12 protein-coding genes, 2 tRNA genes and 1 pseudogene are annotated in these 14,686 nt (G+C 69.6%); 10 read left to right on the top strand and 5 right to left on the bottom strand.

What is annotated here, in order from left to right; translation table 11 throughout:
- The 4 genes and pseudogenes from cas3 to cas2 all read left to right on the top strand — a co-directional run.
- Nucleotides 1-1,912 (top strand): CRISPR-associated helicase Cas3' (gene cas3, locus ACY45C_RS11080; protein ID WP_462187532.1); only part of this gene is annotated, 1,912 nt, incomplete at its 5' end.
- The gene (locus ACY45C_RS11075) at nucleotides 1,912-2,406 is read left to right on the top strand and encodes a CRISPR-associated protein Cas4 (RefSeq protein ID WP_462187531.1); all 495 of its coding nucleotides are present in this window, start codon (nucleotides 1,912-1,914) and stop codon (nucleotides 2,404-2,406) included. The genes cas3 and ACY45C_RS11075, both read left to right, overlap by 1 nt.
- A 4-nt stretch (nucleotides 2,407-2,410) precedes the next feature.
- Nucleotides 2,411-3,318 (top strand): annotated as a pseudogene (cas1, locus tag ACY45C_RS11070) (CRISPR-associated endonuclease Cas1).
- Nucleotides 3,319-3,322: 4 nt separating this feature from the next.
- The gene (gene cas2 / locus ACY45C_RS11065; protein WP_462187530.1) at nucleotides 3,323-3,586 is read left to right on the top strand and encodes a CRISPR-associated endonuclease Cas2; all 264 of its coding nucleotides are present in this window, start codon (nucleotides 3,323-3,325) and stop codon (nucleotides 3,584-3,586) included.
- 234 nt (nucleotides 3,587-3,820) lie between these two features.
- Here cas2 and treY read toward each other — a convergent pair whose 3' ends face one another.
- Together treY and glgX are read right to left on the bottom strand one after the other, a co-directional pair.
- Nucleotides 3,821-6,268, bottom strand: a complete 2,448-nt coding sequence (gene treY / locus ACY45C_RS11060; RefSeq protein ID WP_462187537.1) for a malto-oligosyltrehalose synthase — start codon at nucleotides 6,266-6,268, stop codon at nucleotides 3,821-3,823.
- A 37-nt stretch (nucleotides 6,269-6,305) separates the two neighbouring features.
- Nucleotides 6,306-8,585, bottom strand: a complete 2,280-nt coding sequence (gene glgX / locus ACY45C_RS11055) for a glycogen debranching protein GlgX (RefSeq protein WP_462187529.1) — start codon at nucleotides 8,583-8,585, stop codon at nucleotides 6,306-6,308.
- A gap of 125 nt (nucleotides 8,586-8,710) precedes the next feature.
- On the opposite strand from glgX, the gene ACY45C_RS11050 reads away from it, so the two are divergent.
- The 4 genes from ACY45C_RS11050 (at nucleotide 8,711) to ACY45C_RS11035 (ending at nucleotide 11,624) form a co-directional block, all read left to right on the top strand.
- Nucleotides 8,711-9,145: an NfeD family protein gene (locus ACY45C_RS11050; protein ID WP_462187528.1), complete on the top strand. Its 435-nt coding sequence runs from the start codon at nucleotides 8,711-8,713 to the stop codon at nucleotides 9,143-9,145.
- A 97-nt stretch (nucleotides 9,146-9,242) separates the two neighbouring features.
- On the top strand, nucleotides 9,243-10,187 hold the full coding sequence (locus tag ACY45C_RS11045; RefSeq protein ID WP_462187527.1) for an SPFH domain-containing protein: 945 nt from the start codon (nucleotides 9,243-9,245) through the stop codon (nucleotides 10,185-10,187).
- Nucleotides 10,188-10,507: 320 nt separating this feature from the next.
- The gene (locus ACY45C_RS11040) at nucleotides 10,508-11,041 is read left to right on the top strand and encodes a DUF3145 domain-containing protein (protein ID WP_462187536.1); all 534 of its coding nucleotides are present in this window, start codon (nucleotides 10,508-10,510) and stop codon (nucleotides 11,039-11,041) included.
- Nucleotides 11,042-11,330: 289 nt separating this feature from the next.
- Nucleotides 11,331-11,624, top strand: a complete 294-nt coding sequence (locus ACY45C_RS11035) for a DUF4193 domain-containing protein (RefSeq protein ID WP_011435797.1) — start codon at nucleotides 11,331-11,333, stop codon at nucleotides 11,622-11,624.
- Between the two features lie 129 nt (nucleotides 11,625-11,753).
- Here the strand turns inward: ACY45C_RS11035 and ACY45C_RS11030 are convergent, their stop codons facing one another.
- Nucleotides 11,754-12,341 carry an isochorismatase family protein gene (locus ACY45C_RS11030; protein WP_462187526.1) on the bottom strand — a complete coding sequence of 196 codons (588 nt, stop codon included), beginning with the start codon at nucleotides 12,339-12,341 and terminating at the stop codon, nucleotides 11,754-11,756.
- 176 nt (nucleotides 12,342-12,517) lie between these two features.
- Here ACY45C_RS11030 and ACY45C_RS11025 point away from each other — a divergent pair, with 176 nt between their 5' ends.
- Nucleotides 12,518-13,327 carry a DUF3097 domain-containing protein gene (locus tag ACY45C_RS11025; RefSeq protein ID WP_462187525.1) on the top strand — a complete coding sequence of 270 codons (810 nt, stop codon included), beginning with the start codon at nucleotides 12,518-12,520 and terminating at the stop codon, nucleotides 13,325-13,327.
- Between the two features lie 99 nt (nucleotides 13,328-13,426).
- Nucleotides 13,427-14,290 carry an N-acetylmuramoyl-L-alanine amidase gene (locus ACY45C_RS11020; RefSeq protein ID WP_462187524.1) on the top strand — a complete coding sequence of 288 codons (864 nt, stop codon included), beginning with the start codon at nucleotides 13,427-13,429 and terminating at the stop codon, nucleotides 14,288-14,290.
- A 144-nt stretch (nucleotides 14,291-14,434) separates the two neighbouring features.
- On the opposite strand, the gene ACY45C_RS11015 is transcribed toward ACY45C_RS11020, so the two are convergent.
- A tRNA-Val gene (locus ACY45C_RS11015) sits at nucleotides 14,435-14,506 on the bottom strand.
- A gap of 13 nt (nucleotides 14,507-14,519) precedes the next feature.
- A tRNA-Cys gene (locus tag ACY45C_RS11010) sits at nucleotides 14,520-14,591 on the bottom strand.
- Between the last annotated feature and the right edge of the window lie 95 nt (nucleotides 14,592-14,686).

Genomic DNA, 14,686 nt, shown 5'->3' with positions numbered 1-14,686 from the left:
GGGTGCGGTCACCATGGCCGACCATCTCTCCAGCGGGCATGGCTCGCTGCGCACCCACCAGCCGTTCGACGCCGGCTACCCAGCCAGGCTGACGGTCCGGCTGGCCGAGAAGGGCCAGAAGATCCGGGCGCATCAGGCGGCAGCCGGCCGGGTGCGGGGGCATCTACTGCTGCGGGCCTGGACGGGCAGCGGCAAGACCGAAGGCGGGCTGCTCTGGGCGGCGGCCCAGGTCGAGGACATCGTGGCCCGTGGCGGCGGGGTGCCGCGGCTGTTTTACACGCTGCCCTACCTTGCGTCGATCAATGCGATGACGGACCGCCTCGCGGACCGGGACCTGCGGGATCATGATGGCGCGGCAGCGGTCGGGGTCAGCCACTCCCGGGCAGCCTCCTACCACCTGGCCCGATCGCTCTGCGGAGATGACGAGACGCCGGCAGCTGGCGCGAGCGAGGTGGCGGTCCGGGATCGCGCGGCCGGGAAGGCGTTGGCCCGCGCCGAAGCCACCCGGCTGTTCCGGGAGCTGGTCCGGGTCGGAACGCCGTACCAACTGCTACGCGGGGTGCTCGCCGGCGCGGTGCACGCCAGCGTCCTGCTCGACAGCGCCAACTCAGTGTTCATCCTCGACGAGCTGCACGCCTACGACCCGAAGCGGCTCGGATACATTCTGGCGACCGCCGGTTTCTGGGCGGAGCTGGGCGGACGCGTCGCGGTGCTGTCCGCGACCGCACCGAACGCGCTGGTAAGGCTGGTCCGGGAAAGTCTCGTCCCGTCGAATTATCGGCAGGCCGGTCATCCGGGAGGCTCGGCGGGAAGTTCGGCGTCGGCCGACGCGCCCGGCACGCTCACGGTCGTCGAAGCCGACTACCGGTCGGCTCCTCATCGGCACCGCCTCCACCCGGTGGAAGGCCACCTCACCGACCCGCGAACGATCGCGCTCATCCGAGAACGGCTGGCCGCGAACCAGTCCGTGTTGGTCGTCGCGAACAACATCGCCGACGCCCAGACGCTGTATGAGGAACTGGCCGAGCACGCGCCGGTGAAGGCGTCCGCGAAGGCGGCGCCGGCAGGGGAACCGGCGGGGGAAGAGGACGGCGCGCCCGCCGCCTGGCTGCTGCATTCCCGGTTCCGGCGGGTCGACCGGGCGGCGATCGAAAACGCGGTGTACGGTCGATTCCGCGCCGATGCCCAGCCGGCGGACCAGCGGCCGGGGCTGGTCGTCGCCACGCAGGTCGTGGAGGTCTCCCTGGATGTCGACTTCGAGGTCCTGTTCACCTCGGGTGCTCCCTTGGATGCGCTGGCGCAACGATTCGGCCGGGTGAACCGGACTGGTGCCCGTCCCCCAGCCGACGTTTTCGTATGCCGGCCCGAGATGCGGTCACACCAGCGCGGGGGCAACGATCTATATGCCGATGGCGTCTACCCGCAGCAGCCGACGGAGGCGGCCTGGGCGGTGCTCGACGCCCATCGAGGTGAGGAGATCAGCGAGGCGGCGCTGGTCACCTGGCTCGACGGCATCTACGACTCGGAATGGGGGCAGGAGTGGGCCGAGGAGGTTCGGGGTTATCGCAGGGAATGGGCCACCACTTTTCTCGCCTGGGACAGCCCGTTCTTGGACCGCTCCTTGCTGGCGGAGACGTTTGACACGCTGTTCGACGGAGTTGAAGGGGTCCTTCTCCAGGACCGGGACGAATACGCCGCCCGGCTGAAGGGCGGGCAGACCCGTGGGCGTGGCCGGCTGCTCGCCGCGGATCTGCTCATCCCGCTGCCGTCGTATGCGCGGGGCCTCGGCCGATGGGATCGCGACCTTGATGTGCTGGTCGTCGACGGCGAGTACAGCGACACGCTCGGGCTGACCGCCATTCGGCCGCAGCGCCGGACGACGATCACCTACCAACTCGGCGAGCTGATCTGATGGAGGCCGAGGACGTGGGTGGCGTCCACATCAAGTACCTGCATCATTGCCGCCGTCAGCTATGGCTGTACTCACGTGGCGTGCGGCCGGAGCATCTCAGCGCCCGGGTGCTGCTGGGGGAAGCGGTCCACGACACCGCCTACGCACGGTTCCAGCCAGTGGATCTCGGCGCGGCGAAGCTCGACCATCTCGACGGCGATCTATGGGTCCACGAGGTCAAGTCGTCGCGGCGTCCCACCGCGGCCGACGAGGCGCAGGCTGTCCATTACTGCCACCGGCTCGTCGCGGTGGGTGTCGAGGCGCGTGGCGCCGTGTTGCACTACCGGCCGACCCGGCGCACGGTGCGGCTGCCGTTCGATGAGAGCCGGCGGGCAGCGGCGCTGGCCGACATCGACGACGTGCTCGCTGTCGTCGCGCAACCCGTTGCACCCGACCGTCTTGATCTTTCTCGCTGTACGGGATGCAGCTTCTTCGACTACTGCTGGACGGACTGATCCTGTGCCCGAAGCCGCCAGAACCTACTGGCTCACGTCTCCCTGCCGGATCCGGCGGAAGGAATCCACCCTCGCGATCGAGCGCGAGGACGGGACGAGAGTGCACGTCCCCGTCACCGATGTGCGGGACATCGTCGCGTGTGCTCCGGTGGACATCAACACTGCCGTACTCACCCTGCTGAACCAGCACGACATCGGCGTGCACCTGCTCAGCTACTACGGTGACTATGCCGGATCCGTCCTACCGGCCGAGGCGCACGTCTCCGGTCAGACGGTTCTCGCCCAGGCCAGGGCGGCCTCCACTCCCGAGGTGGCGATAACCATAGCCGCGGACCTCGTCCGAGCGACGGCGTTCAACGTGCGGCGGGTCGTCGACAGGTCCGCGTTACGCCGCCCGCTGGACAGCCTGGAGGCCGGGGTCGATCTTGCAGGGACGACTGCGCAGCTCATGGCGGCGGAGGGGAACTTCCGTCGAACCGCCTGGTCGATCATCGACACAAAACTGCCTGACTGGCTACGCCTCGACGGGCGCAGCCGCCGCCCGCCCGCGAACGCGGGGAATGCCTTCATCAGCTACGTGAACGGGATCATCTACGCCCGGGCACTGACCGCCATCAGGCTCACCCCGCTGCACAGCGGCATCGCCTTTCTTCACAGCTCGATGGAGCGCCATCGGCACTCCCTCGCCCTGGACCTGGCCGAGGTCCTCAAGCCGTTGTTCGCGGAGCGGCTGCTGCTTCGGTTGGCTGCACGGGAGCAACTCACTCCGGACCATTTCGAGGCGGAGGTGGGCAACGCCAGCCTGTCCGAGGCAGGCCGTCGTTTGACGAACTGATGTACCTCGAGGCACTCAAGCTGACGCGGACCTGCCTGGAGGGGCAGCTCTACCAGCCGTTCCGGATCTGGTGGTGACGCGGTGTTCGTGATCGTGGTCTACGACACGGCCGCGGAACGCAACAGCAAGCTGCTTACGATCTGCCGGCAGTACCTGCATCACGTCCAGCGCAGCGTCTTCGAGGGCAACCTCAGCCCAGCGCAACTCCTGCGCTTCCGCCGACGGATCGAGGGGGTTATTGATCACTCCTATGATCACGTCCTGGTCTACACCTTGCCGCCGGGCGCGGATGCCGTCCGCGAGAGCATCGGAGCGGGATGGGCGGCACCCAGCGACATCCTGTGACTCCGCTCATGCCTGTCAGATTGATCAACTGTCACCATTTGTGTCATGATCTCGTTTTGATGATGTTAGACCGGAGGTTCGCTGCAGAACGACCCCCGCCGCACCCCGGCGACACGCCGCTGGACCTGCGTGTTTATACCCGGGCGGTCCTCATGATCCCTACGAGGGATTGCAACAGGTTGATTGTTGCGGGCCTCGGGCCACCAGATGTTGGCAGGGGCCGGCCGTCGCGTGCTACGCGCGGACGAGCAGGCTTACCGGGAAGTCGCGTAGCAGCCGGAGCACGTAGGCGGTGCCGCCGTCGTGTTTGCGGCCGGTGAGCACGTCCGTCCAGCGTCCCTCGGGTAGGGGGATGGTGGTGTCCCGCCAGCCGCCGCCGCGGCGCAGGCCGAGGACGAGGCGGGGCACCACGGTGACGACGGACTCGGACCGGCTGAAGGCGACGACGTTCTCCGCGGCCGAGCCGGAGGCCCACAGCGGCCGGTAGATCGCGTCCGCCCCGAACCATTCGGGATGGTCGCGGCGGGTCCGTAGCGCCCGGGCGACGACGAGCAGCTTCGCCGCGCCGGAGTCGTCGAGGGTCGGCGGGCGACGCGGCGCACCGGTCTCGGCGGTCGACTCCACACCGATCTCGGCGAGCAGCTTGGTGCGATCACCGTAGTTGACCGCCCGCCGGTTGTCCGGATCGACGAGGGAGAGATCCCACAGCTCCTGGCCCTGGTAGACGTCCGCTATCCCGGGCATGGTCAGCTGGAGCAGCTTCTGGGCCAGCGAGTTCTGCCGGCCCAGCTCCACCAGCGTGGCGACATACCGCTCCAGGATGCCGACGAACTCGTCGTCCTCCAGCACCGACTCGATGTAGTTCGTCAGGGCCGCCTCGTAGCCGGGGTCCTGGTCGGTCCAGCTCGTGTGGGTCTTCGCCTCCCGGACGGCCTTGAGCATGTACTGCGTGGCCCGGTCGGCGGGCAGCGGCCAGGCGCCGACCAGGGTCTGCAGCAGGAAGTAGACGGTGACCCGGTCGGGCCAGCCCTGCTCGGTGTCGCGGTGGCGTTCCCCGAGCCGCACGAGCCGGCCGGCCACCTCGGCCCAGCCGCGGGGATCCTCGGACAGCACCGCGAGCCGGGCCCGCACATCCTCCGACCGCTTGGTGTCGTGCGTCGACAGGGTGGTCATCGTCAGTGGCCAGTTTCGCTGGACCGACAGGTTCGCCTCGTGGAACTCGGTGACGGCGCTGCGCGGGTGCCCGGTCGTGAACGCCGGGAAGCGGCCGGGGTTGCCGCCGACCTCGTTCAGCGCCAGCAGCCGGGCATACCGGTAGAAGGCGGTGTCCTCGATGCCCTTGGCCATCACCGGCCCGCAGGTCTGCTGGAACCGGACGACGAACTCGGCCGGTCCGCCCAGCGCCAGGTCCTCGATGAGGTCGACCTCGGTCGCCCGGCCCGGCAGGTGGGACCGGGCCTGCTCGCAGGCGCGGACCACATGCCCGCGGGCCTCCAGGCTCGGCGTGCCGTCCGGGCGGAGGTAGGCCCGGTAGACGTCGAAGGCGGCGAGGACCTCGCACATCGCCTCGTGCAGACCGGTTCGGGTGAGGTCGGCCCGGGCCTCCCGGGCCTCCCCGAGCGCGAGGCTCGTCAGCCGGTCCACCTCGGGCTGGAGCACGCCCGCGAGGACGTCGAGCTTGGCGGCCCGCGCCTCGGCCTCGTAGTCGGGGTCCGCGTGGGTGATCTCGCCGTAGAGCACCGCGAGGGGATGACCCGCCATCGGGTCGAGAAACAGCCGGGTCAGCCGGCCGATCCCCTCGTAGCCGGTGGTGCCGTCGCAGGCCCAGGTGTCCGGCAGCGCCTCGTCATCCTCCAGGATCTTCTCGACGACGGTCCACACCCCGCCGGTGGCCTCCGACAGCCGGCGCAGGTAGTCCTCCGGGTCTGCGAGCCCATCCGGATGGTCGATGCGCAGCCCGTCGAAGGTCCCCGCGCGGATCTGTTCGATGAGAAGCCGGTGCGTGGCGGCGAACACGTCCGGGTCCTCCTGGCGCAGCGCCGCCAGGGTCGTGATATCGAAGAACCGCCGGTAGTTCAGCTCGGTCGCGGCGACCCGCCACCAGCACAGCCGGTAGAACTGCGCGTCGAGGGTCGCGGCGACGTCGTCGGGGTCGGCGGTGCCCGCGGCGACGGGCAGCACGTGGTCGTAGTAGACGACGACCCACTCGCCGTCCTCGTCCTGTTCGACGGAGATCTCCCCGGCCGCCAGGCAGTCGGCGAGCCCGGCGCCCAGGATCGGCACCAGCACCCGGCCGGGGTTGTCGGGGGAGGCCCAGTCGATGTCGAACCAGCTGGCGTAGGGGGATTCGGGTCCCTCGCGCAGCACCGACCACCAGGCCGCGTTCGTCGTTTCCGGGGCGATCGCCATGTGGTTGGGGACGACGTCGACGATCAGGCCGAGTCCCGCCTTGCGGCACGCGGCGACGAGCCGGCGCAGCCCGCCGGTCCCCCCCAGCTCGGGATTGATCTGCCCGTGCTCGACGACGTCGTAGCCGTGGGCCGAGCCGGGCGCGGCCTCCAGCACGGGCGAGAGGTACAGGTGGGAGACGCCGAGCGTGGCCAGGTAGGGGACGACGACCGCCGCGTCGGTGAGCGAGAAGTCCAGGTTGAGCTGGAGCCGGTAGGTGGCGGTCGGTACCATCCGGTCGGCGCCGTACCCCCCGCCGGGATGCGCCGGGTCAGCTGACACGGCGCAGCACGACGGTCGAGCGGGCGTCGAGTTCGATGGGATCGCCGGCCTTCACGGCCCTTCCCATGCTCGCGGGATCGAGGGCCGAGTGGAGCAGCGCGGTGTCGCTGAGCCGGGCGTCGACCTCGGCCGTCGACGGGCGGGTGTCGACGACGATCTCCCACGAACTGCCGAAACTGGTCGCCGGCGTCTGGAACCCGACCGGTTCGTGGTGGGCGTTGAAGAACAGCAGGAACGAGTCGTCGATGATGGCCTGGCCCAGCGCGTCGGGGTCCGGTATCCCCTCACCGTTGAGGTAGACGCCGAGTGATCGCGCCGTCCCGGACTCCCAGTCGCTGTCGGACATCTCCGTGCCGTCCGGGCGAAGCCAGGCGATGTCCTTGACGGCGGGGTCGTCCTTGACGGCGGGGTCGTCGCCGGAGCGCCCGCCGCTGCCGTCCGCGTCCTGGCCGCCCGCCTGCCCGCCGGTGGCCGCCTCGGCCGCGCCGTGCATCGTGCCGCCCTGCCCGCGCAGCGACTTGCCCTGGAAGAACCGGCGGCGGCGGAAGATCGGATGATCATGGCGCAGTCTTGACAGCAGGCCGGTGAACTCGATCAGGTCGGCGTTGCGCTCGGCGTCCGACCAATCCAGCCAGGAGATCGGGTTGTCCTGGCAGTACGCGTTGTTGTTGCCCTGTTGGGTGCGTCCCATCTCGTCTCCGGCGACCAGCATCGGCACCCCCTGGGACAGCAACAGCGTCGTCAGCAGGTTACGGGTCTGCGCGGCGCGCAGGGACAGGACGGTCGGGTCGTCGGTGGGCCCTTCGACTCCGCAGTTCCACGACCGGTTGTCGTCGGAACCGTCCCGGTTGTCCTCGCCGTTGGCCTCGTTGTGTTTTTCGTTGTAGGAGACCAGGTCGTGCAGGGTGAACCCGTCGTGCGCGGTGATGAAGTTGATCGACGCCCACGGCTGGCGCCCGCTGTTCTCGTACAGGTCGCTCGATCCGGTCAGCCGGGAGGCGAACTCGGCGATCCCGTGGTCCTGCCCGCGCCAGAAGTCGCGGACGGTGTCGCGGTACTTACCATTCCACTCGGTCCACAGCGGGGGGAAGTTCCCCACCTGGTAACCGCCCTCGCCGAGGTCCCACGGTTCCGCGATCAGCTTGACCTGGGAGACCACCGGATCCTGCTGGACGAGGTCGAAGAACGATGACAGCCGGTCGACGTCGTAGAACTCCCGGGCCAGGGTCGCCGCGAGATCGAACCGGAACCCGTCGACGTGCATGTCGGTAACCCAGTAACGCAGCGAGTCCATGATCAGTTGTAGCACGTGCGGGTGTCGTACCCGCAGGCTGTTGCCGGTGCCCGTGTAGTCCATGTAGTACTGGGGTCGGTTGTCCACGAGCCGGTAGTAGGCGCTGTTGTCGATGCCGCGGAAGCACAGCATCGGACCCATGTGGTTGCCCTCGGCGGTGTGGTTGTAGACGACGTCGAGGATCACCTCGATCCCGGCCTCGTGCAGGTTCTTGACCATTCCCTTGAACTCCTGCACCTGGCGGCCGTGGCCGCCGGAGGCGGAGTAGCCGCTGTGCGGCGCCAGGAACGCGATGGAGTTGTAGCCCCAGTAGCTGCGCAGCCCGCGGCTGACCAGATGCTCGTCATGGACGAACTGGTGCACCGGCAGCAGCTCGATCGCGGTCACGCCGAGCTTGCGATAATAGTCGATCATCACCGGGTGGGCGACTCCCGCGTAGGTCCCGCGGTACTCCTCCGGCAGGCCGGGATGGTTCTTGGTCAGCCCCTGGACATGCGCCTCGTAGATCACCGACTCGTTGTAGGGCCGGCGTGGCGGGCGGTCCCCGTTCCAGTCGAAGAACGGGCTGATTACCACCGACTTCATCATGTGGGGGCCGGAGTCGGCGTCGTTGACGCTGTCGGGGTCGCCGAAGGTGTAGGGGAACACCGCCTGGTCCCAGGCGACCTCCCCGTCGACCGCCTTCGCGTACGGGTCGAGGAGGAGCTTGGTGGGGTTGCAGCGCAGCCCTCGGGCGGGGTCGTAGGACCCGTGGACCCGATAGCCGTAGCGCTGGCCCGGTCCCACGGTGGGAAGGTAGGCGTGCCAGACGAAGGCGTCCCGTTCCCGCAGGTCGATCCGCTCCTCGTTGCCCGCGTCGTCGAACAGGCACAGCTGGACCCGGTCGGCGACCTCGGAGAAGATCGCGAAATTCGTGCCCGATCCGTCGTACGTAGCGCCCAGGGGATAGGGGCTGCCGGGCCATACCTGTGACATACGACCGAAGCCTACGGGCCGAACGGTATTCGCGGGCCGAGGTCACTTCATTCCTGGTTTGCGGCGCCTGCGATCTTTGAAGATCCTTTGATCGCCCACTGAACTAGGCAGTCTATCATGGAGTCATGTCCGACGGGACGATCTGGATCGTCATCGCCGGCGCCTTGGTCGTCGGCGAACTGCTGACGCTGGACCTGACGCTGGCGATGTTCGCGCTGGCCGCGCTCATTGGGGCCGGTGTCGCGCTGCTCGGCGTCGATCTGGTCTGGCAGATCGTCGCCTTCGTGGTCGCGGCGGGTGGATTCGGGCTGGGACTGCGCCCGGTGGCGAAGCGTCAGCTGCAACGTACGCCGCCCCTGCTCACGGGTACCGACGCGCTCGTCGGAGAGCGCGCGATGGTGGTGGAGCGGGTCGACGGCGACGGGGGTCGCGTGAAGGTCAAGGGAGAGATCTGGTCGGCCCGGTCCTACCCCACCACCACCGTGCTCGAGGCCGGCAGCGAGGCGCGGGTGCTGCGCATCGATGGTGCCACTGCCATCGTCCACAGTTTCGAGCTCTGACGACCGGGGCCCCGGCGCCCCCGGCGATGCCAGTGGATGTGACAGCGCCGACATCGGGACGGTCGGCATCGAGGGGGCTGAAAGTGAGAGGTACGCCATGGCAGGAGTGATCGCCGCCGCGGTGATCGCGGCGGTCCTACTGATTTTTCTGGTCCGGGCGGTGCGCATCGTGCCGCAGGCGCGCGCGATGGTCATCGAACGGCTGGGCCGGTATCACCGCACGCTGACGCCGGGCCTCGCGATCCTGGTCCCAGTTGTCGACCGGGTCCGTGACCGCATCGACCTCCGGGAGCAGGTGGTCAGCTTCCCGCCGCAGCCGGTGATCACCGAGGACAACCTGGTGGTCGGGATCGACACGGTGATCTACTTCCAGGTCACTGACCCACGGGCGGCGACCTACGAGATCGCGGACGTGATCCGGGCGATCGAGCAGCTGACCGTCACCACGCTGCGCAACGTGATCGGTGGGATGAACCTGGAGGCGACCCTCACCTCGCGGGACCAGATCAACGGGCAGCTGCGCGGCGTGCTCGACGAGGCCACCGGAAGGTGGGGAATCCGGGTTAACCGGGTGGAGCTCAAGGCCATCGATCCGCCGAAGTCCATCCAGGACTCGATGGAGAAGCAGATGCGGGCCGAGCGGGACCGCCGGGCCGCGATCCTGACCGCGGAAGGCGTCAAGCAGAGCGAGATCCTGCGGGCCGAGGGGGAGAAGCAGGCCGCGATCCTGCGGGCCGAGGGGGAGCGGGAGGCGCAGATCCTCACCGCCCAGGGCGAGGCTCAGGCGATCGACACCGTCTTCCGAGCGATCCACGAGGGTAACGCGGACCAGAAACTGCTAGCCTACCAGTACCTGCAGACGTTGCCGCGGATCGCCCAGGGGCAGGCGAGCAAGTTGTGGATCGTGCCCAGCGAGCTGACCACCGCCCTCGGTGGCCTCGGTGGCCTGTTCGGCGGTGCGGACCAGGCGGACAAGACTGTCGGGGCCCGTCCCGCGCCCGCCGAGGGCCCGTCCGCGGGACCTCCGTCGGCCGGTTCGTAACCCCGGGTCTCCCGGCCCGGCGGCTCATCGGTCCTGCGCCCGTCGGCCCGTCGGCCGCCGGCTGTCGTCGCCTGATCTTTTCGGGTGACCTGTCTCCTTGGGCGACCCGCCTCCTCGGGTGACCTGCCCGATCGGCCCATTCCGAGCCCGTCACCAATGGTTGGTGCGGACAAAACTTCCCGCCATTTAGTGATACTTCAGGAGGAGGTAGGGCTAGTCCGCTGAGCCGGACCATGGGACGATTCACCCAGCCAAACGGGGGCGGGTCGACGGGCGCAGGGGAAGGCGTTCCTCGTCGACGGAGGTCCCGCGTGGTCGCAATGTCCCCGACAGCTCGTGAGCTGTCATCCGGCTCGTCGTCCTTCGCCGTGCCGGGCAAGCTGGCGGTTCTCGCCTGTCCGCCGGCGCTGTGCCCGCACCTGGAGTTCGCCGTGTCCGGCGTTCTGTCGTCGCCACTGTCGTTGACCTGGACGGCGCAGCCCGGTATGCCCGGATTCCTCTTCGCCGGGCTGGAGTGGCGGGCGTCGCCTGGTACCGCGGGGCGGGTGGCTGGCGCGCTGCGCCGGCTCGGGCACGTCACGTTCGAGACCGTCGAGGGACCCTCACCGGGGTGTGACGCCGAGCGGTACTCCTACACCCCCGATCTGGGGCTGCACCGCGCCGCGATCGCCGCGAACGGGGACGTTGTCGTGGGGGAGGCGGCGCTGCGGGCTCTGCTGGAACGGGGGGAGGCCCGGGAGGCGCTCTCCCGGGGCCTGCACCGGCTGCTCGGAACCGCCTGGGACGACGTGCTCGAACCACTGCGCCGGGGCGCCCACGGCGCCCCGATCACCTGGCTGCGCCGGACCGGGTAGCCGGGTGGGGCAGCCAGGTGACCGGGTACCGGCAGTGCCGACCGGCTGCCGCGGGAGAGCTGCTGGACGTCGGCCGGGCGGGCCGGCGGGGTGGACGAGGCTCCTGGGCTGCGGAAGATCAGGGCGGCAGCGTCGTCGGTCAAGATCGGGGGATTCTCCGGGGCGTCTGGGGGTCGAGGGTGTGGTGAAGCCCACATCGGGGTAGCGCGGGTCTGACGGGCACATACCCCGGCGGTCGTGCGTTGTGGGTTGCGCACGACTACGCACAACTTCTCTGGGAGTTACTTCAGTGGCCACCGATTACGACACCCCTCGTACAGCTGACATCGAGGACGCCTCGGAGCAGAGCCTCGAGGCCCTCAAAGCTCGGCGGGCGGACGCGGCGGCTGATCTCGGTGACGACGTTGACCCGTTCGAAACCGAGCTCGGCCTGCCCGGCGCCGACTTGTCTGGCGAGGAACTGAACGTCCGTGTGCTGCCGCGTCAGGCCGACGAGTTCACCTGCACGCAGTGCTACCTGGTGCATCACCGCAGCCAGCTCGTGGACGAGCGACGGATGATCTGCCGGGACTGCGCGGCCTGACCGACCGCGTGGTCTGATCGGCTCTCGATCAGTCTCCACCGCCGATGACAGCTGCCGATGACAGCTCCACGATCAGTTCGGGCTCGACCGCTACCGGCGGTTCGGGCTCGTCTGGCCCGGCCCGGCTCCTCACCCGACCAGAACGCCGGCGTCCCGCATGCGCGCCACGGCTCGCTCCTCGTCGCCCGGACGCAGGTTGACGAACCTGGTGAGGTCGAGCGGCAGCAGCACCTTCAGGCCCCGCAGCCGAGCGTCCAGCGCGCTCTCCTGGACGCAGTAGTCGCCGGCCAGCCCGACGACCACCACCGTCGACACGCCCAACTGCGCCAGCCGTTCACCGAGCACCGTTGTGGCTCGCCTCCCCGATGCCGGGTCACGCACCGAGAAGGCCGAGTAGCCGTCGCTGCCGTCGACCCCCTTGCGGATCACCTCACCCTTGACGATCAGGTCGGGATGGAACTGGGCGCCGGGGGTATCCCCGACGCAGTGCGGCGGCCAGATCCCGCCGCCGGTGACGAAGTGCGGGGTCTCGTGCGGGTGCCAGTCCTGGCTGTAGAAGACCGGGGAGCCGGCGGTCACCGCCGCGGCGATCTCCGCATTGATCCCGGCGATGATCTGCTCACCACCGGCCACGTAGAGGCTGCCGGCCGGATCGGCGAAGTCGTTCTGCACGTCCACGATCAGCAGAGCGGTCCCCGGCCCGTAACGCTGACTCATCGTCGTGTCCCCTCCGTCGCGCTCCGCCCTCGCGTCGCGGTGTACCCACCTCTCCCGGTGTACCAGTCTGTTCTGTCCCGGTGTACCCGTCCGTTCGGTATGACCACACTGTCGCATCTCGACACGCCCGCGTCGATATCCCTGATCATGATGGTGCGTCGGCTTAGGTTCGCAGGATGCGTAGCCGAGACTACGGGCCGGACGTCCTGGCTCCCCCCGCCCGTCCGCGCCAGGCGCGTCCGCCGGAGGTCGAGCTCGAGCGTGACCTCGTGGTCGAGGACGTGGCTACCGGGTTCTGCGGGGCCGTGGTGGGCAGCGAGAACGGTGGGGTGACGCTGGAGGACCGTCACGGCATCCGGAGGGTCTTCCCCCTGGAACCCGGCGTCTTCCTGATCGAGGGCGCGCGGGTGACCCTCGTGCGTCCCCGCCGCGGGACCCCGGCCCCCGCGGCGCGCACCGCGTCCGGGTCCGTCGCGGTGCCCCGCCGCCGGGCCAGGGTCGCGCGGGCGAGCCGTATCTACGTGGAGGGTCTGCACGACGCCGCCTTGGTCGAGCGGGTCTGGGGCGACGACCTGCGCATCGAGGGGGTGGTGGTGGAGAGCTTGGACGGGGTCGACGACCTGCCGTCGGTGGTCGCGGGGTTCCGCCCGGGGCCCGGCCGCCGGCTCGGCGTGTTGGTGGACCATCTCGTCCCGGGGTCGAAGGAGAGCCGGATCGCCGCCTCCGTTGCCGGTGACCACGTCCTGGTGACCGGTCATCCCTACATCGACATCTGGCAGGCGGTGAAGCCGGCGTCGGTCGGCATTCCCCGCTGGCCCGAGATTCCCCGCGGCCAGCCCTGGAAGGAAGGGGTCTGTCAGGCCCTCGGTGTGGAGGACCCGGCGCAGATGTGGCGCCGGGTCCTGGCCTCGGTGGACAGCTACACCGACCTTGAGGTGGGCCTGCTCGGCGCGGTGGAACGACTGATCGACTTCGTCGCCGGCTGACGGCCGGGCCCGGGCGGCCCCCCGTACGCGCGCCGCGCAGCCGACCGCGTACGGTCACTTCGGCGGGGACGGGCCCCCTCCGTAGGCGGGAGACACCGAATGCCGGCACGGATCAGACCATCGATCCTGCTTCGGCTCGTCGGTGCGGCCGGCGTGACCCTGGTCGTCGTGGCCCTGGTCGCCGGGGTGGCTCTGCATCTCGTGGGGGGCGGGCCCGCGGGGCCGGGCGCACCCGGCCCGGCCCGGCCCGGCGTGGACGGGACCTCACCAACCGCCCTGTCCGGCCGGAAGGTCGTCCTCGACCCCGGGCACAACGGAGGAAACGGCGCCGCCGCGGCGTCGATCAACCGGCGGGTCCCGGCCGGCGGTTTCGACAAGGAATGCGACACCGTCGGCGCCGAGACCGACAGCGGTTACCCGGAGCACGCCTTCACCTTCGACGTCGCGGGGCGGGCGGCGGCCATTCTGCGCTCCCGGGGCGCGAGTGTGATCCTGACGCGCGACAACGACTCCGGGGTGGGCCCGTGCATCGACGAGCGGGCCCGCATCGGCAACCGGGTCTCGGCCGGCGCGGTGGTGTCGATACATGCCGACGGGGGACCGGCGGACGGACGCGGCTTTCATGTCATCGCGCCCGCGCTCAGCCCGGACCGGGCCAACGCACCGATCCTCGCCCCGTCGGCGCGTCTCGCGGCGATGGTGCGATCCGCCTTCGGCCGGGCCACCGGGCAGCCATTGGTGGACTACCTGGGCGAGGATGGTATGACGATCCGCTCCGATCTCGGTGGGCTCAACCTCTCGCGGGTGCCGAAGATCTTCCTGGAGTGCGGCAACATGCGCAACCGCACCGATGCGGCCGAGCTTGCCGACCCGGCCTGGCGGGCCCGGGCGGCGGCGGGCCTCGCGGACGGGATCACGTTGTTCCTGCTGGGGGACGAGGCGTCCTCGCCCGGCCCGGGCTGACCCGGCTTCGTCCGGTGATGGGCGTGACGGCGGCCGGGGCCCCTTGTCGGATTTCCGGGCGCCCAGCGCCCACCGGCCGTCGCACACGCAGAGGGCCATCCGTGACGGATGGCCCTCATAGGAGGGCGAGAATGTGTCTCGCGGTGGGCGATACTGGGATTGAACCAGTGACCTCTACCGTGTCAAGGTAGCGCTCTCCCACTGAGCTAATCGCCCGCGAAAGGATCAGAGGCGGAGGCGGGAATCGAACCCGCGTACAGGGCTTTGCAGGCCCTTGCCTAAACCACTCGGCCACTCCGCCGTGGGAGGCCGCTGGGGACGGACCTCAAGCCTCTCTGCTCCCGAGCGGACGACGGGATTCGAACCCGCGACCCTCACCTTGGCAAGGTGATGCTC

Source organism: Frankia sp. CcWB2 (assembly GCF_977927585.1).
The sequence above is the reverse complement of the archived record's forward strand: the minus strand, read 5'-3'. Positions and strand labels throughout refer to the sequence as shown.